Raw genomic sequence first — 23,752 nt, 5'->3', positions numbered from 1 at the left:
GCCCGTCGACCCCAACCCCGGGTGCCCTCACGACAAGGGCACCCGGCAATCCCTCTCACCGCACGCTCACCGCCGCTTCGGGTCCACCAACCCGGCCTTCCGCAACGCATCGGCCATCGCGCTGTTCCCCGGCGCAGGCGCTCCCTGTCGAGCCCCTCCACCCCCTTGCCCCTGCCCCTGCCGCTGCTGCCGAGGCTGAGGCGGCCGACCGCCACGCTGCTGAGGGCGCCCACCTCCCTGCCCCTCCCCGGCGGCCACCGCCTCGTCGTCCAGCCGCAGCGTCAGCGAGATGCGCTTCCGCGGGATGTCGACGTCGAGCACCTTCACCTTGACGATGTCACCGGACTTCACGACGTCGTGCGGGTCCTTGACGAACGTCCTGGACATCGCGGACACATGCACCAGCCCGTCCTGGTGGACGCCGACGTCCACGAACGCCCCGAACGCGGCCACGTTCGTGACCACACCCTCCAGCACCATCCCGGGGGCCAGGTCGCCGATCTTCTCGACCCCCTCCTTGAAGGTGGCCGTCGTGAAGGCGGGCCGCGGGTCGCGCCCGGGCTTCTCCAGCTCGCGCAGAATGTCCGTCACCGTCGGCAGGCCGAACTTCTCGTCGACGAAGTCGTCGGGCCGCAGCGACCGCAGCACCGCCGTGTTCCCGACCAGTGACGCCACCTCGCTCCCCGCCGACTTCACCATCCGCCGCACCACCGGATACGCCTCCGGGTGCACACTGGACGCGTCCAGCGGATCGTCCCCGCCCCGGATCCGCAGGAACCCCGCACACTGCTCGTACGCCTTCGGCCCGAGCCGCGCGACACTCTTCAGCTGGGACCGGGACGTGAACGGCCCGTTGGCGTCACGGTGGGCCACGATGTTCTCCGCGAGCCCGGAGGAGATGCCGGACACCCGCGACAGCAGGGGCGTGGACGCCGTGTTGACGTCGACACCGACACCGTTCACACAGTCCTCGACCACCGCGTCCAGCGACCGCGACAGCTTCACCTCGGACAGGTCGTGCTGGTACTGCCCGACCCCGATCGACTTCGGGTCGATCTTCACCAGCTCGGCCAGCGGGTCCTGGAGCCGCCGGGCGATCGACACCGCCCCGCGCAGCGACACGTCCATTCCCGGCAGCTCCTGCGAGGCGAACGCCGACGCCGAGTACACGGACGCGCCCGCCTCGGACACCATCACCTTGGTGAGCTTCAGCTCCGGGTGCTTGGCGATGAGTTCACCGGCGAGCTTGTCCGTCTCGCGGGACGCCGTGCCGTTGCCGATCGCGATCAGGTCGACCGAGTGCTCCTTGGCGAGCCGCGCCAGCTTGGCGACCGCCTCGTCCCACTTGTTCGCCGGTACGTGCGGATAGATCACGTCCGTGGCGACGGCCTTGCCCGTCGCGTCCACCACGGCCACCTTCACGCCCGTACGGAACCCCGGGTCCAGTCCCAGCGTCGCGCGGGTGCCGGCCGGGGCGGCGAGGAGCAGGTCGCGCAGGTTCGCGGCGAACACCTTGACCGCCTCGTCCTCCGCGACCGTACGCAGCCGCAGGCGCACGTCGATGCCCAGGTGCACGAGGATCCGGGTCCGCCAGGCCCAGCGCACGGTGTCCTTGAGCCACTTGTCGCCGGGACGGCCGCGCTCGGCGATCCCGAAACGGTGGGCGATGACCGCCTCGTACGAGGAAGGACCCTCCGTCGGCTCCTCCGGCTCCAGGACCAGGTCGAGGACGTCCTCCTTCTCGCCGCGCAGCATCGCGAGGATGCGGTGCGAGGGCAGGGCGGTGAAGGGCTCGGTGAAGTCGAAGTAGTCGGCGAACTTGGCGCCCGCCTCCTCCTTGCCCTCCTTCACCTTGGCGGCCAGCCGCCCGCGCACCCACATGCGCTCGCGCACCTCGCCGATCAGGTCGGCGTCCTCCGAGAAGCGCTCGGTGAGGATCGAGCGTGCGCCGTCCAGCGCGGCCTGCGGATCGGCGACGCCCTTGCCGGCGTCGACGAAGGCCGCCGCCGCGGCGAGCGGGTCGACTGACGGGTCCCCGAGCAGGCCGTCGGCCAGCGGCTCCAGGCCCGCCTCGCGCGCGATCTGCGCCTTCGTCCGCCGCTTCGGCTTGAACGGCAGGTAGATGTCCTCCAGGCGCGCCTTCGTCTCGGCGCCGCGGATCTGACCCTCGACCTCGGGCGTCAATCTGCCCTGCTCGCGCACCGATTCGAGGATCGCGGCCCGCCGCTCCTCCAGCTCCCGCAGATAGCGCAGCCGCTCCTCCAACGTGCGCAGCTGCGCATCGTCGAGCATCTCGGTCGCTTCCTTGCGGTAGCGGGCGATGAAGGGCACCGTCGAACCGCCGTCGAGCAACTCGACGGCAGCCCTCACCTGCCGCTCCCGTACGCCGAGTTCCTCGGCGATCCTGCCTTCGATGGACCCTACGAGGGGTGTCGTCACGATCCCGTACCGCCTTCTCCACTGAGGTTGCGCGGCAATTGTGGCAGGTGGCACCGACAACCGGGGATCAGGGCGCCGCACGGCGCGCGAGGGACCGGAAGTGGACGGTCATCGGGCCACCGCACACCGGGGGTGGCAGGAAAGGTGGGAAACTCGTCATTGCGGCCATCGTCCGTGCCCGCCAAGAATCTGGGCATGGCGCAGCGAACCGTCCTCGTCGTCCTCTTCGACAACGTCCAGATCCTCGATGTCACCGGCCCCGTCGAGGTGCTCGCCCAGGCCTCCACCGGGCATCCGGGCACCTACCGCATCCGTACGGCCTCGCTGACCGGCGAGCCCGTCCGCACCTCCAGCGGCCTCGTCCTCGTACCGGACGGGACTCTCGCCGACGCGCCCGTACCGCACACCCTGCTGGTCCCCGGCGGCCCGGGCACCCGCCCCGCGGATCCGCGTCTGGCCGACTGGCTGCGCGTGCACGGGACGCGCCCCGAACGGCTGGTGTCCGTCTGCACGGGAGCGCTCCTGCTCGCCGCCGCGGGTCTCCTGGACGGTCTGCGCGCGACCACCCACTGGAAGTACTGCGACCGGCTCGCCCGCGACCACCCGGCCGTCGAGGTCGACCCCGGGCCCATCCACGTTCGCGACGGCCGGGTGATGACGTCGGCCGGTGTCACCGCCGGGATCGATCTCGCCCTCGCGCTCGTGGAGGAGGACCTGGGGCGCGACACCGCGCTCGCCGTCGCCCGCCATCTGGTCGTCTTCCTGCGCCGGCCGGGGAACCAGGCCCAGTTCAGTGCCCAGCTCGCCGCGCAGACCGCCCGGCGCGAGCCGCTCCGGGAGGTCCAGCACTGGATCTCCGAACACCCGGAGGACGACCTGAGCGTCGAATCCCTCGCCGCCCGCGCCCGGCTGTCCCCCCGCCACTTCGCGCGCGCCTTCCGGACCGAGACCGGCACGACCCCCGGCCGGTACGTCGACCGGGTCCGCCTCGAACACGCCCGGCGCCTCCTGGAGGACACCTCCGACGGCATCGGGGGAATCTCGCGCGCCAGCGGCTACGGCACCCCCGAGGCCATGCGCCGGGCCTTCGTCAGAAGCCTCGGCACGGCCCCGGCGGAGTACCGCCGCCGTTTCCGCCCCGCCCCCGACCACTGACCCGCACGCACCGCACCGGAAGGCACACCATGCAGATCGCCCTGCTGCTCTTCGACCGCTTCACCGCTCTCGACGTCGTCGGCCCGTACGAGATCCTCAGCCGGCTCCCGGACGCGGAGACCGTCCTCGTCGCCGAGGAGACCGGGCCCGTCCGCAACGACAGCGGCACCCTCGCCCTCACCGCCGACCGCACCCTGGCCGACGTACCGCACCCCGACATCGTGGTCGTCCCCGGTGGCCCGGGCCAGTCCGCCCAGATGGAGAACGAGGCCCTGCTCGGCTGGCTGCGCGCCGTGGACGCCACCAGCACCTGGACGACGTCCGTGTGCACCGGCTCACTGCTCCTGGCCGGCGCCGGCCTGCTCACCGGCCGCCGCGCGGCCTCGCACTGGCTGGCGCTGGGCGAACTCCCGCGGTACGGCGCCGAACCCACGGGCGAGCGGGTCGTGACCGACGGCAAGTACGTCACCTCCGCCGGGGTCTCCTCCGGCATCGACATGGCCCTCACGCTGACCGGCCGGATCGCGGGCGACGAGCAGGCACAGGCCGTACAGCTGTGGACGGAGTACGACCCCCAGCCGCCCTACGACGCGGGCGCTCCGCACAAGGCGCCCGCGCACGTGGTCGAACGCCTCCGCTCCCGCAGCAGGTTCACCGTCGCGTAGGCGACGCCGGCACCACCCAGGAGAAGTCCGCGGGGCGGCGCTCCAGGAACGCGGCGACCCCCTCCGCGGCTTCGCCGCTCTCCCGCGCCTGCCCGGCCCAGTACGCGTCCCGGTCGGTGCGCCCGTCCGCGAACTCCTTCGCCGCGGCCTGGGTGAGCCGCGAGCGCGAGACGAGGACGCGGGTGAACTCCACGACCCGCTTGTCGAGTTCGCCCGCGGGCAGCACCTCGTCGAGGAACCGGGTCCGCAGCGCACGCTCCGTGTCGATCAACTCGCCGGAGAACAGCAGGTACTTGGCCGTCGCCGGACCCACCAGGGCCGTCAACCGCCTTGTGGAGGACGCCGAGTACACCAGGCCCAGTTTCGCCGGAGTCACCCCGAACAGCGACCCCTCCTCGGCGAACCGCAGATCGCAGGCCGCCGCGAGCTGTGCCCCGCCGCCCACACAGTGCCCGCGAATCGCCGCGAGCACCGGTTTCGGGAAGGCCGCGAGCGTGTCCTCGGCCAGCACGGACAGCCGTTGCGCCTCCTCCGGCGAGCCCTTGAGCGTCGAGATGTCGGCCCCGGAGCAAAACGTTCCGCCCGCCCCCGTGAGCACCAGGACGCGGACGTCCGGATCGGCGGCCAGGGTGGCGAGCAGCGGCGGCAGCGCGCGCCACATGCCGACCGTCATGGCGTTGAGCCTGGCCGGGTGGCTGATGACGACGGTGGCGATCCCGTCGGCGGAACTGTGGGTCAGCTGCGGCTCCATGCGCCGGATCGTATCCGCCGGTGCGGAGCGTCCCGACGTGGACGGCACCAAACCCGTACAACCCGAATAGTTCGCGAAGTCGACACGACATGGCCAGGTCCAGTCGTGTCTGGGCTCGTGTCGCAAGCCATCTGTCAGAAGCGCTCGATACGTGCTGACTTCTGTTCAGTTCTCCGGTGGGGGCGCGTTGTTGCCAACACTCATCGTGTGGTGACAATCGAGCGCGAGGGCGGCGACCGAACGATGGAGAACCCTGGGCGCGAGTCCGGCTCACGCCCGGCGGACGACGGCGAACCCGTGGAGCGCAGACCCCCGGATCCGCTTCCCTACGAAGGGGTGTGGAGGTTCACCGCGCCCGCAGTCGACGCCTCCGTGCCGCAGGCGCGGCACGCCGTCCGGGACCTGTTGTACCGGCAGGGCGTGCCGGCCCCGCCCGACCTGGTGCAGGGGCTGCTGCTGATCGTGTCGGAGCTGGCGACGAACGCCGTACGGCATGCGGCGGTCCTGTCGCCGACACTCGCCGTGGAGGTCGCCGTCGGAGCCGAGTGGGTGCGGGTGTCCGTGGAGGACAACCACCCCTACCGACCCACCGCCCTGGAGGCCGACCACGGCCGGACCGGAGGACGCGGTCTGCTGCTGGTCCGCGAGGTCACCAGGGAGGCCGGCGGGGTCTGCGACATCGAACACACGGCGAGCGGCGGCAAGGTCGTCTGGGCGGCGCTGCCGCTCACCCCCGCACAGCTTCAGCCGTAGCCGTCACCAGCCGGCGGACGGGCCCGTCAGCTCCCGGACCGCCGGGCGCGCCGCGTCCAGCACGGTCATGAACCAGGCCGAGAACGGCTCCTTCGCATGCCGCTCCGCCAGCTCGGCCGGGGTCACGAAGGCCGTGTCCCCGACCTCCTCCGGATCCGGCGCGAGCGGCGACTGCACCATCCCGACGAACAGGTGGTTGTACTCCTGCTCCACCAGGCCCGACTCCGGGTCGGGGTGGTTGTAGCGGACCGTGCCCGCCTCGGCGAGCAGCGACGGCGAGATCCCCAGCTCCTCGTACGTCCGCCGGGCCGCCGCCGCGAAGGGTGCCTCCCCGGGGTAGGGGTGGCCGCAGCAGGTGTTGGACCAGACACCGGGGGAGTGGTACTTGGCCAGCGCGCGCTGCTGGAGAAGCAGTCGGCCCTGCTCGTCGAAGAGGAAGACGGAGAACGCCCGGTGCAGCAGGCCCGGTGGCTGGTGGGCGGAGAGCTTCTCGGCGGTGCCGATCGTCGTGCCGTTCTCGTCGACCAGTTCGAGCAAGATCGCTTCTGCGGTGCCGTTCGACGAACTGTTGTGCGTCGCGGTGGCAGGTGTGATCGGCATACCCATCCTTCGCCTCGGTCTTCGAGCCCCAAGTCTGCCGTACGAATCCGGCACTCCCGGCACTTCGCGGCATCCCCCGCCTGTCCGGCGCGAAAGCGGCCCGACGGTGACCGGATAGTCAATCGTGCCCTGTTCCCCGGCCGGGGAACCGCCCGCGAGGGGGGCTTGAAGGAGGAGACGAGGGCGCGCGCCGGACGGCTGCGTTCCGTCCGCGACGCGCGCCGGACGGGCTCAGTGGCACAGCTTCGACTCGTGCTCCGCGTGTCCGCCCGGCTCCAGTTGGAAGGTGCAGTGCTCCACGTCGAAGTGGTCGCCCAGACAGCCCTGGAGCTCGTGCAGCATCTTCTCGTGCCCGATCCCGCTCAGCACCTCCGAACTGACGACCACGTGCGCCGACAGCACCGGCATGCCCGAGGTGATCGTCCAGGCGTGCAGATCGTGTACGTCCTCCACGCCGGGCAGCGCCACTATGTGGGCCCGCACCTCCGCCATGTCGACGTCCCGGGGCGCCGCCTCCAGCAGCACGTTCAGCGTCTCGCGCAGCAGCTTCCAGGTGCGCGGCACGATCATCAGGCCGATGGCGACCGACGCGATGGGGTCGGCCCGCTGCCAGCCCGTCGCCATGATGACCAGCGCCGAGATCAGCACCGCCAGCGAGCCCAGCGCGTCCGCGGCGACCTCCAGGAAGGCACCGCGCACGTTCAGGCTCTCCTTCTGGCCGCGCATCAGCATCATCAGCGAGATCATGTTCGCGACCAGGCCGATCAGACCGAAGACGACGGTCACCCCGCCCTCGGTCTCCGCGGGCGTGACGAACCGCTGGATCGCCTCGTACAGGACGTATCCGCCGACGCCGAGCAGCAGCAGACAGTTGGCGAGCGCGGCGAGGATCTCGGCGCGGGCGTAGCCGAAGGTCCGGTTGCCGCTCGGCGGGCGGTTCGCGAAGTGGATCGCGAGCAGCGCCATGCCGAGACCGAGCGCGTCCGTCGCCATGTGCGCCGCGTCCGCGATGAGCGCGAGCGAGTCGGCGACGATCCCGCCGACGATCTCGACGACCATGACGGTGAGCGTGATGGCCAGCGCGAAACGCAGCCGCCCGCGGTACGCCGCTGCCGCCGTACCCGATGTCGGCGCGCCGTGCGCGTGTCCGTGATCGTGCCCAGCCCCCATGGAAGCCGCCTCCTGGTGTTCGTCCCGGGTCCCGTCCCGGGTCCCGTCCCGAGACCCGTGCCGGGATCAGTGAACTACGGGTGGGGGGTATGTGGCAACGCGGCACTGAACACCGTTGTCATGTGCCCTGACCTGCGGAAACGAAACGCAGGTCAGCGCCTCCGAAGATCGCCACGCCTCGACGGCCGGGGACGCTGCGGGGGAGTCCGTGGCGGTCCTTGACGCCGGTCACGGTTTGTGCGCGGCCTACCGGGTCGCTCATGATGATCCGGTAGGGGCGGCCGCCGGTCCGCCGGAAACGGACCCTGAGCAGCCGGTGAACCAAGGCGCGGCCCCATCCGATAGCCTCTGCCGACATGCTGCCCGGCCACCGTGGGTCAGGGTTCCCCCACCATCATGTACAGGACCGGCGCGCACGTGCCGGTGTCCAGGGAGTGAGTTCGGTTGCCGACCGCCATCCTCACGGGTCAGCCGGTTCCCGGATCGTCGATCGAGGACGATCTGCGGTCCTTGGGCTTCGACGTGCGGAGCGCGACCGACGTCGCCGACACCGAGACCCTGCTCGCCGAGTCGCCCTGTGACGAACGGGTCGCCGTCGTGGACGCCCGCTTCGTCGGGCACCTCCACGCGCTGCGCCTCGGCCTCACCGACCCCCGCTTCCCCCTGGCCGCCGTACCGGGCGCCGTGACGGCACAGCCGGGCGCCGGCCGCACCGCCCTGACCCGCGAACTGGCCCGCGAGATCTCCGCGTGCGGCGACGCCCCGGCCGAGCCCGGCGGCGCCTCCTCGGCCGTCGTCGTGGACAGCCTCGTGGACCGCATCGCCCTCGCCCTGGACGCGGACGGCCCCGGCGTCCACCGCCCCGGGCTGGGCAGTCTGACCGCCGTCGTCCCCGCCGGTCCCGAGGCCCGCGAGACGGCGATGCGGGCCGTCGCCGCCGTCGACGACGAGGCCGTACGCCTGAAGTCGGCGGTGAAGTCCCGGGACGGCTTCTTCACCACCTTCTGCGTCAGCCCGTACTCCCGTTATCTGGCCCGCTGGTGCGCACGGCGCGGTCTGACCCCGAACCAGGTCACCACCGCCTCGCTGCTCACCGCGCTGATCGCGGCCGGCTGCGCGGCCACCGGCTCCCGCGGCGGCTTCGTCACGGCGGGCGTGCTCCTCCTGGTCTCCTTCGTCCTGGACTGCGCGGACGGCCAGCTCGCCCGCTACTCCCTCCAGTACTCGACGCTCGGCGCCTGGCTGGACGCCACCTTCGACCGCGCCAAGGAGTACGCCTTCTACGCGGGCCTCGCCCTCGGGGCGGCGCGCGGCGGCGACGACGTATGGGCGCTGGCCCTCGGCGCGATGATCCTCCAGACCTGCCGGCACGTCGTCGACTTCGCCTTCAACGAGGCGACCGCGGGAGACACGGCCGCGACGGCCAACACCAGCCCCACGGCCGCCCTCTCCGACCGCCTCGACGGCGTCCGCTGGACGGTCTGGGTCCGGCGGATGATCGTCCTGCCGATCGGCGAGCGCTGGGCCCTCATCGCCGTCCTCACGGCGCTGACCACGCCCCGGACCACCTTCACCGTGCTGCTCGTCGGCTGCGGCTTCGCTGCCACGTACACCACGGCGGGCCGCGTCCTGCGCTCACTCACCCGAAAGGCCGAGCGCACCGAACGGGCAACGCGGGCACTGGCGGACCTCGCCGACAGCGGGCCGCTCGCGGAGCTGATCGGGCGGATCCCGGTGCGTACACCGGGCAGCTCGCGCTTCGTCCCGGCGCTGGAAAGCACCGTCCCGCTGGTCGTCGCGCTGTGGCTGTGCTCCTACGGCAGTTGGGTGCCCGCCGGCTTCGCCGCGCTGTACGTGCTCGCCTCGGGTGTCGCGGTCTCGATCCCGCTCAGGGGCCGCCTCGACTGGCTGGTCCCCCCGGTCTTCCGGGCCGCCGAATACGGCACAGTCCTCGTCCTCGCGGGCAAAGCGGAGGTAAACGGAGCACTTCCCGCGGCTTTCGGCCTCGTGGCCGCCGTCGCCTACCATCACTACGACACGGTGTACCGCATCCGTGGCAACGCCGGAGCGCCCCCGCGCTGGCTGGTACGGGCGAGCGGAGGGCACGAGGGCCGGACACTGGTGGTCGTCGTACTGGCCGCGCTGCTCAGTGCCCCGCAGTTCGTGGTCGCGCTCACGGTCCTCGCCGTGGCCGTGGCCCTGCTGGTGCTCACCGAGAGCATCCGCTACTGGGTGACCGCCCACCAGGGCGGCGCGCCCGCCGTACACGACGAAGGAGTACCCGCATGATCGGCCTCGTGCTGGCGGCCGGCGCCGGTCGGCGTCTGCGCCCCTACACCGACAGCCTGCCCAAGGCTCTCGTGCCGGTCGGCCCCGCGGGCGACGAGGACGGCCCCACCGTCCTCGACCTCACCCTCGCCAACTTCGCCGAGATCGGCCTCACCGAGGCCGCGGTCATCGTCGGCTACCGCAAGGAAGCCGTGTACGAGCGGCAGACGGCCCTGGAGAAGAAGTACGGGCTGAAGGTCACCCTCATCGACAACGACCGCGCCGAGGAGTGGAACAACGCCTACTCCCTCTGGTGCGGCCGGGACGCCCTCGCCGACGGGGTCATCCTGGCCAACGGCGACACCGTGCACCCCGTCTCCGTGGAGCGGACCCTGCTCGCCGCGCGCGGCGACGGGAAGCGGATCATCCTGGCCCTCGACACGGTGAAGGATCTCGCCGACGAGGAGATGAAGGTGATCGTGGACCCGGAGCAGGGCGTGCGGAGGATCACCAAGCTGATGGACCCGGCCGAGGCCACCGGCGAGTACATCGGCGTCACCCTCATCGAGGGCGCCGCCGCCGCGGACCTGGCCGACGCCCTGAAGACCGTGTGGGAGACCGACCCCCAGCAGTTCTACGAGCACGGCTACCAGGAACTGGTCGACCGCGGCTTCCGGATCGACGTGGCGCCCATCGGCGAGGTCCCCTGGGTCGAGATAGACAACCACGACGATCTCGCCCGAGGACGGGAGATCGCGTGCCGGTACTGACGAGGCTGATCCCCTCGCCGGTCGTCGTCGACATCCGCCGGGGGGCCCTGAACGATCTGGCGGACGTCCTGTTCGACCAGCGGATCTCGCACTCCGGGAAGATCGCCGTCGCGATCAGCTCCGGCTCCGGTGCCAGGCTGCGCGAGCGGCTCGCCCCGGCGCTGCCCGGCGCGAGCTGGTACGAGGTGGGCGGCGGCACCATCGACGACGCGGTCAAACTGGGCGACGCCATCAAGTCCGGCCACTACGACGCCGTGGTCGGCCTCGGCGGCGGCCGGATCATCGACTGCGCCAAGTTCGCCGCCGCCCGCGTCGGCCTGCCCCTCGTCGCCGTCGCCACCAACCTCGCCCACGACGGCCTGTGCTCCCCGGTCGCCACCCTCGACAACGACGCGGGACGCGGCTCCTACGGCGTACCGAACCCGATCGCCGTCGTCATCGACCTCGACGTGATCCGGGAGGCACCGGCGCGGTTCGTGCGCTCCGGGATCGGCGACGCCATGTCGAACATCTCCGCGGTCGCCGACTGGGAGCTGGCCTGCCAGGTCAACGGCGAGAAGATCGACGGACTCGCCGCGGCGATGGCCCGCCAGGCCGGCGAGGCCGTACTGCGCCATCCCGGCGGGGTCGGCGACAACGCGTTCCTCCAGGTACTGGCCGAGGCACTCGTCCTCACCGGCATCGCCATGTCGGTGTCGGGCGACTCCCGCCCGTCCTCCGGCGCCTGCCACGAGATCAACCACGCCTTCGACCTGCTGTACCCCAAGCGTGCCGCGAGCCACGGCGAACAGTGCGGCCTCGGCGCCGCCTTCGCCATGTTCCTGCGGGGCGCGCCCGAAGAGGCGGCGTACATGGCCGAGGTGCTGCGCCGGCACGGACTGCCGGTGCTCCCCCAGGAGATCGGCTTCACCACGGACGAGTTCGTACGGGTCGTCGAGTACGCCCCGCAGACCAGACCCGGTCGCTACACGATCCTGGAACACCTCGACCTCACGAACGACCAGATCAAGGACACGTACGCGGACTATGTCAAGGCCATCGGTAGCTGAACTACGCCCCGTCGTCCACCCCGAAGGGGTGAAGGACCGGCGCAGCGGCGAGCACTGGGCGGGACGCCTCTACATGCGCGAGGTGTCCCTGAGGGTCGACCGCTACCTGGTGGACACCAGGATCACGCCCAACCAGCTCACGTACCTGATGGTCGTCGCGGGCGGCCTGGCGGGCGCGGCACTCCTGGTGCCGGGCCTCACCGGGGCGATCCTGGCCGTCCTGCTGATGCAGCTGTACCTGCTCCTCGACTGCGTCGACGGGGAGATCGCCCGCTGGCGCAACCAGACCTCGATCACCGGCGTGTACCTCGACCGCATCGGCCACTACCTGTCCGAGGCGGCCCTGCTGATCGGCTTCGGGCTGCGCGGCGCCGACCTGTGGGACGGCTCCGGGAGCCCCGAGTGGCTGTGGGCGTTCCTCGGCACCCTGGCCGCGCTCGGCGCGATCCTGATCAAGGCGGAGACCGACCTGGTCGACGTGGCCCGGTCCCGCAGCGGCCTGGTCGCCGCCAGGGACGAGCTGGCGGTGCCGCGCTCCGAAGGCCTCGCCCTGGCCCGCAAGGCCGCCGCCGCGCTCAGGTTCCACCGGCTGATCGGTGGCATCGAGGCCAGCCTGTTCGTCCTCTTCGTGGCGGTCCTCGACCTCGTCGGCGGCGACCTGTTCTGGACCCGCCTGGGCATCGCGGTCCTGGCCGGCATCGCGATCCTCCAGACCGTGCTGCACCTCGTGTCCATCCTCGCGTCGAGCAGGTTGCGGTGAGTACCGGGATGAGAGTCGGCGCGGTGATCATCACCATGGGCAACCGCCCCGACGAACTGCGCGCCCTCGTCGACTCGATCGCCAAACAGGAGGGCGACCCGGTCCAGGTCGTCGTGGTCGGCAACGGCTCGCCCGTCCCAGACCTCCCCGCGGGCGTACGGAGCATCGAGCTGCCCGAGAACCTCGGCATCCCCGGCGGACGCAACGTCGGCATCGAGGCGTTCGGCCCGGCCGGCCGCGACGTCGACATCCTGATGTTCCTGGACGACGACGGCCTCCTCGGCCACCAGGACACCGCCGAACTGTGCCGCCAGGCGTTCACCGCCGACCCGGAACTGGGCATCATCAGCTTCCGCATCGCCGACCCCGACACCGGCCTCACCCAGCGCCGCCACGTACCCCGCCCCGGCACCACGGACCCGATGCGCAGCTCCCGGGTCACCAGCTTCCTCGGCGGCGCCAACGCCGTCCGTACCGAGGTCTTCGCCCAAGTGGGCATCCTCCCCGAGGAGTTCTTCTACGCCCACGAGGAGACCGACCTCGCCTGGCGGGCCCTCGACGCGGGCTGGATGATCGACTACCGGGCCGACATGCTGCTCTACCACCCCGCGACCGCGCCCTCGCGGCACGCGGTCTACCACCGCATGGTCGCCCGCAACCGGGTCTGGCTGGCCCGCCGCAACCTTCCCGCCCCCCTCGTGCCCGTGTACCTGGGGGACTGGCTGCTCCTCACACTCCTCCGACGGCCCTCCCGCCCGGCGCTCAGAGCCTGGTGGGGCGGGTTCAAGGAGGGCCTGACCACCCCGTGCGGACCCCGCCGGCCCATCCGGTGGCGTACGGTGTGGCGGCTGACCCGACTGGGCCGCCCCCCAGTGATCTGACAAGCTCTCCCTGAGAGCCCCGCGGGCCGACGGCATCCCGGTGCACGGCCCGCGCTCTGCCCCGTTCAGCTGCGCATATTGAAGACGAAAGTTTCCATTTGTGAGTGAGACAACGCATGACGGCGGTGTCGCGGTGAGCGACCGACCGTCACCCGACGACGGCCTCTCCGCGGCCGACCTCGCCGCGAAGTACGGGCTCGCCGTGAGCGGCGCCCGCCCTCGACTCGTCGAGTACGTCCGCCAGCTCTGGGGACGGCGTCACTTCATCCTCGCCTTCTCGCAGGCGAAGCTGACCGCCCAGTACAGCCAGGCCAAACTCGGCCAGCTGTGGCAGGTGGCCACACCGCTGCTGAACGCGGCCGTGTACTTCTTCATCTTCGGTGTGATCCTCAAGGCCGACCGCGGCATGCCCCGCGAGGTGTACATCCCGTTCCTCGTCACGGGCGTCTTCGTGTTCACCTTCACGCAGAGCTCGGTGATGGCGGGCGTCCGCGCGATCTCCGGCAACCTGGGCCTGGTGCGCGCCCTGCACTTCCCGCGCGCCGCCCTGCCGGTCTCCTTCGCGCTGCAGCAACTCCAGCAGTTGCTCTTCTCGATGATCGTGCTGTTCGTGGTGTCGATCGGCTTCGGCAGCTACCCCAAGGCGTCCTGGCTGCTGATCGTCCCGGCGCTGGCACTCCAGTTCCTCTTCAACACCGGCCTCGCGCTGATCATGGCCCGGTGGGGCGCGGCGACCCCGGACCTTGCCCAGCTGATGCCGTTCGTGATGCGTACGTGGATGTACGCGTCCGGCGTGATGTTCTCCATCCCGGTCATGCTCGCCGACAAGCCGGTGTGGGTCGCCGACGTCCTCCAGTGGAACCCGGCCGCCATCTACATGGACCTGATGCGCTTCGCGCTCATCGACGGCTACGGCTCGGAGAACCTGCCGCCGCACGTCTGGGCGGTCGCGGCCGGCTGGGCCGCGCTCTTCGCCCTCGGCGGCTTCGTGTACTTCTGGCAGTCGGAGGAGAGGTACGGCCGTGGCTGACCCGATTCCGGGGGACAGGATCCCCACTGTCATCGCGGACGAGCTCCACATCGTCTACCGCGTCAACGGCGCCAAGACCGGCAAGGGCAGCGCCACCTCCGCCCTCAGCCGCATCCTCAGACGCGGCGAGTCGCCCGGCGTACGCAAGGTGCACGCCGTACGGGGCGTCTCCTTCGTCTCCTACCGGGGCGAGGCCGTCGGCCTGATCGGCTCCAACGGCTCCGGCAAGTCGACCCTGCTGCGCGCCATCGCCGGCCTGCTGCCCGCCGAGAGCGGGCACGTGTACACCGACGGGCAGCCCTCGCTCCTCGGCGTCAACGCCGCCCTGATGAACGACCTCACGGGCGAACGGAACGTCATATTGGGCGGCCTCGCGATGGGTATGTCCCGCGAGGAGATCAAGGAGCGCTACCAGCAGATCGTCGACTTCTCGGGCATCAACGAGAAGGGCGACTTCATCACCCTGCCGATGCGCACCTACTCCTCCGGCATGGCGGCGCGGCTGCGGTTCTCCATCGCCGCCGCCAAGGACCATGACGTACTGATGATCGACGAGGCCCTGGCGACCGGCGACCGGTCCTTCCAGAAGCGCTCCGAGGACCGCATCCGCGAGCTGCGCAAGCACGCGGGCACGGTGTTCCTCGTCAGTCACAACAACAAGTCCATCCGCGACACCTGCGACCGCGTCCTGTGGCTGGAACGCGGCGAACTGCGCATGGACGGGCCGACGGACGAGGTCCTCAAGGAGTACGAGAAGTTCACCGGCAGGTAGCCGGGAATCGCACCGGTGATCGACCGGGCGAATCGGGGCCCCGCCGGAACTGTTCCGGCGGGGCCCCGCGTCTGCAAAGGAAACGTCAACTCCGTGACGTCCTAGGAATCTTGACGCCAATCGGTGCGTTCTTGTGATGCGCAGGACACCCCGACGGACCATGGCGCGTTGTACAACGTAAGCTGTACCAGTGCTGAATCGCGGCAAGTAGGGCGATAACACGCGACACCCGACATCGGACCGCCGCGTGGACGGCTGGGCGGCGTGTCCGAAATAGTGCCCATTGGGTCCGCAGTGTAGAACGGGAGATGTGACGGCGATGGCTACGGAAACTCCCCAGCTCCCCACAGCGTGTGCCGTCCCCGCCCCGGGCAGTCACCTGTGACGGCAACCGGCCACGCGCGCGCCCACGATCCGGAGCGCGGCACGCTCGACAAGGCCGCGGACGAGAACTTCCCCGTGGCGCCGTTCTTCCTCCCCAGGGCCTGGCGCACCGACCTCATGGCCGTCTACGGCTTCGCCCGCCTCGTCGACGACATCGGTGACGGCGACCTGGCCCCCGGCGGCGCCGACGCCCGCCTGCTGGGCGTCGCCCCCGAAGATGCCGACGACCGGCTCGTCCTCCTCGACGCCTTCGAGACCGACCTGCGCCGGGTCTTCGACGGTACCCCGCACCACCCCCTGCTGCGCCGGCTCCGCCCGACCGTCCGCCGCCGGTCGCTCACCCCCGAGCCGTTCCTCGGCCTGATCGCCGCCAACCGCCAGGACCAGCTGGTCAAGCGGTACGAGACGTACGACGACCTCCTCGCCTACTGCGAGCTGTCCGCCAACCCCGTCGGCCGACTCGTCCTCGCCGTCACCGGCACCGCGACACCCGAGCGGATCCGCCGCTCCGACGCCGTGTGCACGGCCCTCCAGATCGTCGAGCACCTCCAGGACGTCGCCGAGGACCTCGGCCGCGACCGGATCTATCTGCCCGCTCAGGACATGAAGCGCTTTCATGTCCAGGAGACGGATCTCGCCGCCCCCACCGCGGGCGCGTCGGTACGCGCGCTGATCGCATACGAAGCGGAACGTGCCCGGAATCTGCTGAATGAAGGCACCCCCCTCGTGGGTAGCGTCCACGGCAGGCTGAAGCTGCTGCTCGCGGGTTTCGTGGCGGGGGGAAAGGCGGCGGTCCGAGCGATCGCCGCCGCCGAACACGACGTACTTCCCGGCCCGCCCAAGCCCGGCAGGATCCAGTTGCTGCGCGAGGTGGGCACAACCCTGCGAGGAAGGGGGTGATCCGGAGCGTGGAGTCGGAACCACACGTGTCCGCACCGGTACTCGCCGCGTACAGCTACTGCGAGTCCGTCACCGGGCAGCAGGCCCGCAACTTCGCGTACGGCATCAGACTGCTGCCGACGCCGAAGAGGCGCGCGATGTCCGCCCTGTACGCGTTCTCGCGGCGTGTCGACGACATCGGTGACGGCACGCTGGCACCCGAGGTCAAGGCGGCGCGGCTGGAGGACACCAGAACGCTGCTCACCCGGGTGCGCGAGGGCGCGGTCGACGAGGACGACACCGACCCGGTCGCGGTCGCCCTCAGCCACGCGGGAACCCACTTCCCGATCCCGCTCGGCGGCCTCGACGAGCTCATCGACGGCGTCGTGATGGACGTCCGCGGTGAGACGTACGAGACCTGGGACGACCTGAAGGTCTACTGCCGCTGTGTGGCCGGAGCCATCGGGCGGCTCTCGCTGGGCGTGTTCGGTACCGAGCGGGGCGCGCGCGGTTCGGAACGCGCCTCCGAGTACGCCGACACGCTGGGGCTCGCGCTCCAGCTCACCAACATCCTGCGGGACGTCCGTGAGGACGCCGACAGCGGGCGGACCTATCTGCCCGCCGACGACCTCGCCAAGTTCGGCTGCTCGGCCGGGTTCAATGGGCCGACCCCGCCGGAGGGCTCCGATTTCGCGGGCCTCGTCCACTTCGAAGTGCGGCGCGCCCGCGCCCTGTTCGCCGAGGGCTACCGGCTGCTGCCCATGCTCGACCGGCGCAGCGGCGCCTGTGTCGCCGCCATGGCCGGCATCTACCGACGGCTCCTCGACCGCATCGAGCGCGAGCCGGAGGCCGTCCTGCGCGGCCGGGTCTCACTGCCCGGACGCGAGAAGGCGTACGTCGCGGTGCGCGGTCTGTCCGGTCTGGACGCCCGGCATGTCTCGCGGCAGACCGTCAGGAGGCGTGCCTGATGGACAATTCGGTGCAAGGTGAGGTGCCTACGTCGAAACGGCACGCAACCCTCCGGTCACGGACGGCGTCCCTGACTTCAACGGCCTGCCGTCCGGCGTTCGTCCGGCGCGGCGGGTGCACAGGGGGGAGTGTGCGATGAGCGAGGGCACGCAACCCGGGGTACGTCCGGGCCACCGCGGTGAGAAGTGCGCCGTGGTGGTCGGCGGCGGGCTGGCCGGGATCACCGCTGCGCTCTCGCTCGCCGACGCCGGTGTCCGCGTCACGCTGCTCGAAGGCCGGCCGCGCCTCGGCGGGCTCGCCTTCTCCTTCCGGCGCGACGGACTCACCGTCGACAACGGCCAGCACGTGTACCTGCGTTGCTGCACCGCCTACCGCTGGTTCCTCGACCGCGTCGACGGCGCCGCGCTCGCTCCGGTGCAGGCTCGTCTCGACGTACCCGTCGTCGACGTGGCGAAGCGGGCCGGGCGGCGCCTGGGCAGACTCCGGCGCGACGCGCTGCCTGTTCCGCTGCATCTCGGGCGCAGCCTGGCCACGTATCCGCACCTCTCGCTCTTGGAGCGCGCCAGAGTGGGACGTGCCGCGCTCGCGCTCAAGGCGCTGGACCTCGCCGACCCGGCGCTGGACGCGCAGGACTTCGGCAGCTGGCTGGCCGCGCACGGTCAGTCCGAGCGTGCCGTCGAGGCACTGTGGGACCTGGTGGGGGTCGCCACCCTCAACGCGGTGGCCGGGGACTCTTCCCTGGGGCTCGCCGCGATGGTGTTCAAGACCGGTCTGCTGTCCGACCCGGGCGCGGCCGACATCGGCTGGGCGCGCGTCCCGCTGGGCGAACTGCACGACACTCTGGCCCGCAAGGCGCTCGACTCCGCGGGCGTGCGCACCGAAGTCCGTACACGCGTCACCTCCGTCCGACACAACGAGAACGGCCGCTGGAGCGTCGAGGTTCCCGGCGAGACGTTCGACGCGGACACCGTCGTGCTCGCCGTGCCCCAGCGCGAGGCGCACGACCTCCTGCCGGAGGGCGCGCTCGACGCCCCCGAACGGCTGCTGGAGATCGGCACCGCACCCATCCTCAACGTCCATGTGGTGTACGACCGGAAGGTGCTGAGCACGCCGTTCCTCGCGGCGCTCGGCAGCCCGGTGCAGTGGGTCTTCGACCGGACCGAGGCATCAGGGCTCGGCGGCGGAGGCCAGTACCTGGCGCTGTCGCAGTCGGCCGCGCACGACGAGATCGACGAACCCGTGGCGGCGCTGCGCGAACGGTATCTGCCGGAGCTGGAGCGGCTGCTGCCCCGCGCGCGGGGCGCCGCAGTACGGGATTTCTTCGTCACCCGGGAGCGGACAGCGACGTTCGCCCCCACCCCCGGCGTCGGACGGCTGCGACCCGGCGCCCGTACCAGAATCCCCGGCCTGTACCTGGCCGGTTCGTGGACCGCCACCGGGTGGCCCGCGACCATGGAGAGTGCGGTCCGCAGCGGAGTCGGCGCGGCCGGTGCCGCGCTGGGCGCCCTGGGCCGACCCCGCCACCACCTCTTCGACGTGGAGGAGGCGGCCTGATGCTCGATCATCAGCACGCGGCAGGTCCTCGCACCCCCAGCACCGCAACAAGAGGAGAGACTGTGCCCACTGTGCCCCCGGCCCCGAAAGTCGCCGACGCGGTGGACGTGACCGCGCTCCTGGAGCGCGGCCGGACCCTGGCCACCCCGGTACTGCGGGCGGCGATCGACCGTCTCGCGGCGCCCATGGACACCGTCTCCGCCTACCACTTCGGCTGGATCGACGCCCAGGGCAGGCCCGCCGACGGCGACGGCGGCAAGGCCGTGCGCCCCGCGCTCGCCGTGCTGTCCGCCGAGGTGACCGGCGCCGAGCCCGAGGTCGGCATCCCCGGCGCGGTCGCCGTCGAGCTGGTGCACAACTTCTCGCTGCTGCACGACGACCTGATGGACGGCGACGAACAGCGCCGCCACCGCGACACCGTCTGGAAGGTGCACGGCCCCGCCCAGGCCATCCTGGTCGGCGACGCCCTGTTCGCGCTGGCCAACGAGGTCCTCCTGGAACTCGGCACCGTCGAGGCAGGCCGCGCCACCCGCCGACTCACCACCGCGACCCGCGCCCTCATCGACGGCCAGGCACAGGACATCTCCTACGAGCACCGCGACCGCGTCAGCGTCGAGGAGTGCCTGGAGATGGAGGGCAACAAGACCGGCGCCCTGCTCGCCTGCGCCAGCTCCATCGGCGCGGTCCTCGGCGGCGCGGACGACCGCACCGCCGACACCCTGGAGAAGTACGGCTACCACCTGGGCCTGGCCTTCCAGGCCGTCGACGACCTCCTCGGCATCTGGGGCGACCCGGAGGCCACCGGCAAGCAGACCTGGAGCGATCTGCGCCAGCGCAAGAAGTCCCTGCCCGTCGTCGCCGCCCTCGCGGCGAGCGGCCCGGCCGCCGAACAACTCGGTGAACTCCTCGCCGCCGACGCGAAGAGCAGCGACTTCGAGAACTTCTCCGAGGAGGAGTTCGCCACCCGCGCCGCCCTGATCGAACAGGCGGGCGGCCGGGAATGGACCGCCGAGGAGGCGCGCCGACAGCACACCGTCGCTGTCGACGCACTGAGCACCATCGACATGCCCGACCGGGTGCGCGCGCAGTTCACGGCGCTCGCCGACTTCGTCGTCGTACGAAAGAGATGATCACTATCGGTCGAATAAGCCTCGCGTAGTCGCCGGCCGGCGCCGCGTTGAGCGGCGCACCGGCCGACGGCGGACCCACAGCAGAGACATCCACTGCACGAAGGGGAAGCCATGACAGCGACGACCGACGGAAGCACCGGGGCACTCCCGCCTCGCGCTGCCTCGGCCAGCGACACCGAAACCGACACCAACACCCCAGTGGCGGCAGGGGTTCAGGATGCCGCCGAGCGGGCCATGAGGCACGCCACGGATTCCCTGCTCGCGCGGCAGGACGCCCAGGGCTGGTGGAAGGGCGACCTGGAGACCAACGTCACGATGGACGCCGAGGACCTGCTGCTCCGTCAGTTCCTGGGCATCCGTGACGAACAGACCACCCAGGCAGCCGCGTTGTTCATCCGCGGCGAGCAGCGCGACGACGGCACCTGGGCCACGTTCTTCGGCGGACCCGCCGACCTCTCCGCCACCGTCGAGGCGTACGTCGCCCTGCGGCTGGCCGGGGACGCGCCCGAAGCGCCGCACATGGCGAAGGCGTCCGCCTGGATCCGTGACCGGGGAGGCATCGCCGCCGCCCGGGTCTTCACCCGGATCTGGCTGGCCCTGTTCGGCTGGTGGAAGTGGGACGACCTCCCCGAACTCCCGCCGGAACTCATCTACTTCCCGAAGTGGATGCCGCTCAACATCTACGACTTCGGCTGCTGGGCCCGGCAGACCATCGTGCCGCTCACCATCGTCAGCGCGAAGCGCCCGGTCCGCCCGGCGCCCTTTCCGCTCGACGAGCTGCACATCGACCCCGACCTGCCGAACCCGGGCAAGTCCTTCGCCCCGCTCGCCAGTTGGGACGGCGCCTTCCAGCGTCTCGACAGGGTCCTGCACGGCTACCGCAAGGTGGCGGTGCGCCGGCTGCGGAAGGCGGCCATGAACGCCGCCGCCCGCTGGATCATCGAGCGCCAGGAGAACGACGGCTGCTGGGGAGGCATCCAGCCGCCCGCCGTCTACTCGGTGATCGCCCTGCACCTGCTCGGCTACGACCTCGAACACCCCGTCATGCGGGCCGGGCTGGAGTCCCTGGACCGCTTCACGGTGTGGCGCGAGGACGGGGCCCGGATGATCGAGGCCTGCCAGTCGCCGGTGTGGGACACCTGCCTCGCCGTCATCGCCCTCGCCGACGCGGGGCTGCCCGCCGACCATCCCCAACTGGTCAAGGCCGCCGACTGGATGCTGGGAGAGCAGGTGGTCAGGCCCGGCGACTGGTCGGTACGCAGACCCGAACTGCCGCCCGGGGGCTGGGCGTTCGAGTTCCACAACGACAACTACCCCGACATCGACGACACCGCCGAGGTCGTCCTCGCGCTGCGCCGCGTCCGGCACCACGACCCGGACCGGGTCGAGAAGGCCATCGGGCGCGGGGTTCGCTGGAACCTGGGGATGCAGTCGAAGAACGGCGCCTGGGGCGCCTTCGACGTCGACAACACCAGCACGCTCCCCAACAAGCTGCCGTTCTGCGACTTCGGGGAGGTCATCGACCCGCCGTCCGCCGACGTCACCGCGCATGTGGTGGAGATGCTCGCCGTCGAGGGCATGTCCCACGATCCGCGCACCCGGCGCGGCATCGAGTGGCTGCTCGCCGAACAGGAGCCGGGCGGTGCCTGGTTCGGCCGCTGGGGCGTCAACTACGTCTACGGCACCGGCTCGGTGGTGCCCGCGCTGACCGCCGCAGGGCTGCCCGCCGCGCACCCGGCTATCCGGCGTGCGGTGGGCTGGCTGGAGAAGGTCCAGAACGACGACGGCGGCTGGGGCGAGGACCTGCGCTCCTACGACGACAGCGCGAACTGGAGCGGACGGGGCGCCTCGACCGCCTCCCAGACGGCCTGGGCGCTGCTCGCCCTGCTGGCCGCCGGGGAGCGCGACTCCAAGGCCGTCGAACGCGGAGTCGAGTGGCTCGCGGCGACCCAAATGCCGGACGGCTCCTGGGACGAGCCGTACTTCACCGGCACCGGCTTCCCGTGGGACTTCTCGATCAACTACCACCTCTACCGCCAGGTCTTCCCGCTCACCGCGCTCGGCCGGTACGTCAACGGCGAGCCCTTCGCCGAGGCCAAGGGGGGCTGATGGACAGGCAGCCCGAGTCGGCCCCGCTGCTGATCGCCTGCGCGCTCGGCATCGAACGGCTCGCCCTGCGCCGGGGCGGACGCGGCTCCGGGCCCGTCACCGTGCTGCGTACGGGAATGGGGCCCGAGGCCGCCGAGGCGGCCGTCACCCGGGCCCTCGCCGATCCGGCGCTGCGCGACGCCGCGGTGCTGGCCACCGGCTTCTGCGCGGGACTCGCCCCTGGTATGCACCCCGGTGACCTGGTGGTCGCCGAGGAGACCCGGGGCCCGCATGGCGCCACCCGGTGCGTGGGCACCGAACTGCTGGTCAAGGAACTGGCGCGTGCCGTGCCCGGGCGCACCATCCACACCGGCCCCCTCACCGGCTCCGATCACGTCGTGCGCGGTCACGAACGGCCGGATCTGCTCGCGACCGGCGCAATCGCGGTCGACATGGAGTCGGCGGCCACGCTCCACAGCGCCGGGCGCACGGGCGTGCGCCCCGTTGCGGCCGTACGGGTGGTCGTGGACGCTCCAGAACATGAACTCGTCCGGATCGGCACGCTTCGCGGTGGAATATCGGCTTTCCGCGTTCTTCGTTCGGTCCTTCCTGCTTTTGTCGAATGGCACCGTTCCTTGCTGCTCCCCAGGAGGTGAGTCAGATGGCCATGCCGCTCCGCCAGACCATCAAGATCGCTACGTATTTGGCCGAACAGAAAATCCGCAAGCGGGACAAGTTCCCGCTGATCGTCGAACTCGAACCGCTCTACGCCTGCAACCTGGCGTGCGAGGGCTGCGGCAAGATCCAGCACCCGGCCGGGGTGCTCAAGCAGCGCATGCCGGTCGCCCAGGCCGTCGGGGCGGTCCTCGAATCCGGGGCCCCGATGGTGTCCATCGCGGGCGGCGAGCCCCTGATGCACCCTCATATCGACGAGATCGTGCGGCAGTTGGTGGCGAGGAAGAAGTACGTCTTCCTCTGCACCAACGCCATGCTGCTGCGCAAGAAGATGGACAAGTTCACACCCTCGCCGTACTTCGCGTTCGCCGTGCACATCGACGGCCTGCGTGAGCGGCACGACCAGTCCGTCGCGAAGGAGGGGGTGTTCGACGAGGCGGTGGCCGCCATCAAGGAGGCCAAGAAGCGCGGTTTCCGGGTCACCACCAACTCGACCTTCTTCAACACCGACACCCCGCAGACCATCATCGAGGTGCTCAACTTCCTCAACGACGACCTCCAGGTCGACGAGATGATGATCTCGCCCGCCTACGCCTACGAGAAGGCCCCCGACCAGGAGCACTTCCTCGGTGTCGAGCAGACCCGTGAGCTGTTCAAGAAGGCATTCGGGGGCGGCAACCGGCGGCGCTGGCGGCTCAACCACTCCCCGCTCTTCCTGGACTTCCTGGAGGGCAAGGTCGACTTCCCGTGCACGGCGTGGGCGATCCCGAACTACTCGCTGTTCGGCTGGCAGAAGCCCTGCTATCTGATGAGCGACGGGTACGTGACCACGTACAAGGACCTCATCGAGAAGACCGACTGGGACTCCTACGGCCGGGGCAAGGACGACCGGTGTGCCAACTGCATGGCGCACTGCGGCTACGAGCCGACGGCCGTCATGGCCACCATGGGGTCCTTGAAGGAGTCCCTGCGGGCCATGCGCGAGACCGTCGCCGGAAACCGGGAGTGAC

Annotated in this window: 22 protein-coding genes; 18 read left to right on the top strand and 4 right to left on the bottom strand. The window is 71.0% G+C overall.

The window, feature by feature from the left end; translation table 11 throughout:
- Positions 1–66: 66 nt before the first annotated feature.
- The gene (locus OG595_RS05575; RefSeq protein WP_329268426.1) at positions 67–2,439 is read right to left on the bottom strand and encodes a Tex family protein; all 2,373 of its coding nucleotides are present in this window, start codon (positions 2,437–2,439) and stop codon (positions 67–69) included.
- Positions 2,440–2,634: 195 nt separating this feature from the next.
- Here OG595_RS05575 and OG595_RS05570 point away from each other — a divergent pair, with 195 nt between their 5' ends.
- Together OG595_RS05570 and OG595_RS05565 are read left to right on the top strand one after the other, a co-directional pair.
- Complete coding sequence (locus OG595_RS05570) at positions 2,635–3,594, top strand: GlxA family transcriptional regulator (RefSeq protein ID WP_329268424.1); 960 nt, start codon at positions 2,635–2,637, stop codon at positions 3,592–3,594.
- Positions 3,595–3,623: 29 nt separating this feature from the next.
- Positions 3,624–4,259, top strand: coding sequence for a DJ-1/PfpI family protein (locus tag OG595_RS05565; RefSeq protein ID WP_329268422.1), 636 nt, complete (start codon positions 3,624–3,626; stop codon positions 4,257–4,259).
- Here the strand turns inward: OG595_RS05565 and OG595_RS05560 are convergent.
- Entirely contained in the window at positions 4,246–5,010 is a 765-nt protein-coding gene (locus tag OG595_RS05560) for an enoyl-CoA hydratase/isomerase family protein (protein ID WP_329268420.1), read from the bottom strand. The genes OG595_RS05565 and OG595_RS05560 overlap by 14 nt on opposite strands.
- A 243-nt stretch (positions 5,011–5,253) precedes the next feature.
- On the opposite strand from OG595_RS05560, the gene OG595_RS05555 reads away from it, so the two are divergent.
- Positions 5,254–5,763, top strand: coding sequence for an ATP-binding protein (locus OG595_RS05555; RefSeq protein ID WP_329282671.1), 510 nt, complete (start codon positions 5,254–5,256; stop codon positions 5,761–5,763).
- Between the two features lie 3 nt (positions 5,764–5,766).
- Here OG595_RS05555 and idi read toward each other — a convergent pair whose 3' ends face one another.
- Together idi and OG595_RS05545 are read right to left on the bottom strand one after the other, a co-directional pair.
- The gene (gene idi / locus OG595_RS05550) at positions 5,767–6,363 is read right to left on the bottom strand and encodes an isopentenyl-diphosphate Delta-isomerase (RefSeq protein ID WP_329268418.1); all 597 of its coding nucleotides are present in this window, start codon (positions 6,361–6,363) and stop codon (positions 5,767–5,769) included.
- Positions 6,364–6,594: 231 nt separating this feature from the next.
- Positions 6,595–7,533, bottom strand: a complete 939-nt coding sequence (locus tag OG595_RS05545; protein ID WP_329268417.1) for a cation diffusion facilitator family transporter — start codon at positions 7,531–7,533, stop codon at positions 6,595–6,597.
- A gap of 444 nt (positions 7,534–7,977) precedes the next feature.
- Here OG595_RS05545 and OG595_RS05540 point away from each other — a divergent pair, with 444 nt between their 5' ends.
- The 15 genes from OG595_RS05540 (at position 7,978) to hpnH (ending at position 23,751) form a co-directional block, all read left to right on the top strand.
- Complete coding sequence (locus OG595_RS05540) at positions 7,978–9,822, top strand: DUF5941 domain-containing protein (protein WP_329268415.1); 1,845 nt, start codon at positions 7,978–7,980, stop codon at positions 9,820–9,822.
- Positions 9,819–10,571 (top strand): phosphocholine cytidylyltransferase family protein, encoded by a 753-nt coding sequence (locus OG595_RS05535; protein WP_329268414.1) that lies wholly within the window; start codon positions 9,819–9,821, stop codon positions 10,569–10,571. Before OG595_RS05540 ends, OG595_RS05535 begins: the two co-directional genes overlap by 4 nt.
- Positions 10,559–11,620 carry an iron-containing alcohol dehydrogenase family protein gene (locus OG595_RS05530; protein ID WP_329268411.1) on the top strand — a complete coding sequence of 354 codons (1,062 nt, stop codon included), beginning with the start codon at positions 10,559–10,561 and terminating at the stop codon, positions 11,618–11,620. Before OG595_RS05535 ends, OG595_RS05530 begins: the two co-directional genes overlap by 13 nt.
- A complete protein-coding gene (locus OG595_RS05525) occupies positions 11,598–12,380 on the top strand; it encodes a CDP-alcohol phosphatidyltransferase family protein (RefSeq protein ID WP_329268409.1) in 783 nt (260 codons plus the stop codon). The genes OG595_RS05530 and OG595_RS05525 overlap by 23 nt, the downstream gene beginning before the upstream one ends.
- Complete coding sequence (locus OG595_RS05520) at positions 12,377–13,261, top strand: glycosyltransferase family 2 protein (protein WP_329268407.1); 885 nt, start codon at positions 12,377–12,379, stop codon at positions 13,259–13,261. The genes OG595_RS05525 and OG595_RS05520 overlap by 4 nt, the downstream gene beginning before the upstream one ends.
- Before the next feature lie 100 nt (positions 13,262–13,361).
- Positions 13,362–14,291 carry an ABC transporter permease gene (locus tag OG595_RS05515; protein WP_329268405.1) on the top strand — a complete coding sequence of 310 codons (930 nt, stop codon included), beginning with the start codon at positions 13,362–13,364 and terminating at the stop codon, positions 14,289–14,291.
- Entirely contained in the window at positions 14,284–15,063 is a 780-nt protein-coding gene (locus OG595_RS05510; RefSeq protein WP_329268403.1) for an ABC transporter ATP-binding protein, read from the top strand. Before OG595_RS05515 ends, OG595_RS05510 begins: the two co-directional genes overlap by 8 nt.
- A gap of 381 nt (positions 15,064–15,444) precedes the next feature.
- Positions 15,445–16,347, top strand: coding sequence for a squalene synthase HpnC (hpnC, locus tag OG595_RS05505; protein ID WP_329268401.1), 903 nt, complete (start codon positions 15,445–15,447; stop codon positions 16,345–16,347).
- On the top strand, positions 16,344–17,294 hold the full coding sequence (hpnD, locus tag OG595_RS05500; RefSeq protein WP_329268398.1) for a presqualene diphosphate synthase HpnD: 951 nt from the start codon (positions 16,344–16,346) through the stop codon (positions 17,292–17,294). Before hpnC ends, hpnD begins: the two co-directional genes overlap by 4 nt.
- Complete coding sequence (locus OG595_RS45310) at positions 17,294–17,434, top strand: DUF6380 family protein (RefSeq protein ID WP_443072965.1); 141 nt, start codon at positions 17,294–17,296, stop codon at positions 17,432–17,434. The genes hpnD and OG595_RS45310 overlap by 1 nt, the downstream gene beginning before the upstream one ends.
- The gene (hpnE, locus tag OG595_RS05495; RefSeq protein ID WP_329268395.1) at positions 17,431–18,849 is read left to right on the top strand and encodes a hydroxysqualene dehydroxylase HpnE; all 1,419 of its coding nucleotides are present in this window, start codon (positions 17,431–17,433) and stop codon (positions 18,847–18,849) included. Before OG595_RS45310 ends, hpnE begins: the two co-directional genes overlap by 4 nt.
- A 62-nt stretch (positions 18,850–18,911) precedes the next feature.
- Positions 18,912–19,979 (top strand): polyprenyl synthetase family protein, encoded by a 1,068-nt coding sequence (locus OG595_RS05490; RefSeq protein ID WP_329268393.1) that lies wholly within the window; start codon positions 18,912–18,914, stop codon positions 19,977–19,979.
- 111 nt (positions 19,980–20,090) lie between these two features.
- A complete protein-coding gene (shc, locus tag OG595_RS05485; RefSeq protein WP_329268391.1) occupies positions 20,091–22,088 on the top strand; it encodes a squalene--hopene cyclase in 1,998 nt (665 codons plus the stop codon).
- Positions 22,088–22,723: a phosphorylase family protein gene (locus OG595_RS05480; protein ID WP_329268388.1), complete on the top strand. Its 636-nt coding sequence runs from the start codon at positions 22,088–22,090 to the stop codon at positions 22,721–22,723. The genes shc and OG595_RS05480 overlap by 1 nt, the downstream gene beginning before the upstream one ends.
- Positions 22,724–22,728: 5 nt before the next feature.
- A complete protein-coding gene (gene hpnH / locus OG595_RS05475) occupies positions 22,729–23,751 on the top strand; it encodes an adenosyl-hopene transferase HpnH (RefSeq protein ID WP_329268385.1) in 1,023 nt (340 codons plus the stop codon).
- The last annotated feature ends 1 nt before the right edge of the window (position 23,752 follow it).

It is taken from the genome of Streptomyces sp. NBC_01451 (genome assembly GCF_036227485.1).
In the GTDB taxonomy this organism is placed as follows: domain Bacteria; phylum Actinomycetota; class Actinomycetes; order Streptomycetales; family Streptomycetaceae; genus Streptomyces.
Note: the sequence above shows the minus strand (reverse complement) of the source record. Positions and strands in the feature narration are given on the sequence as shown.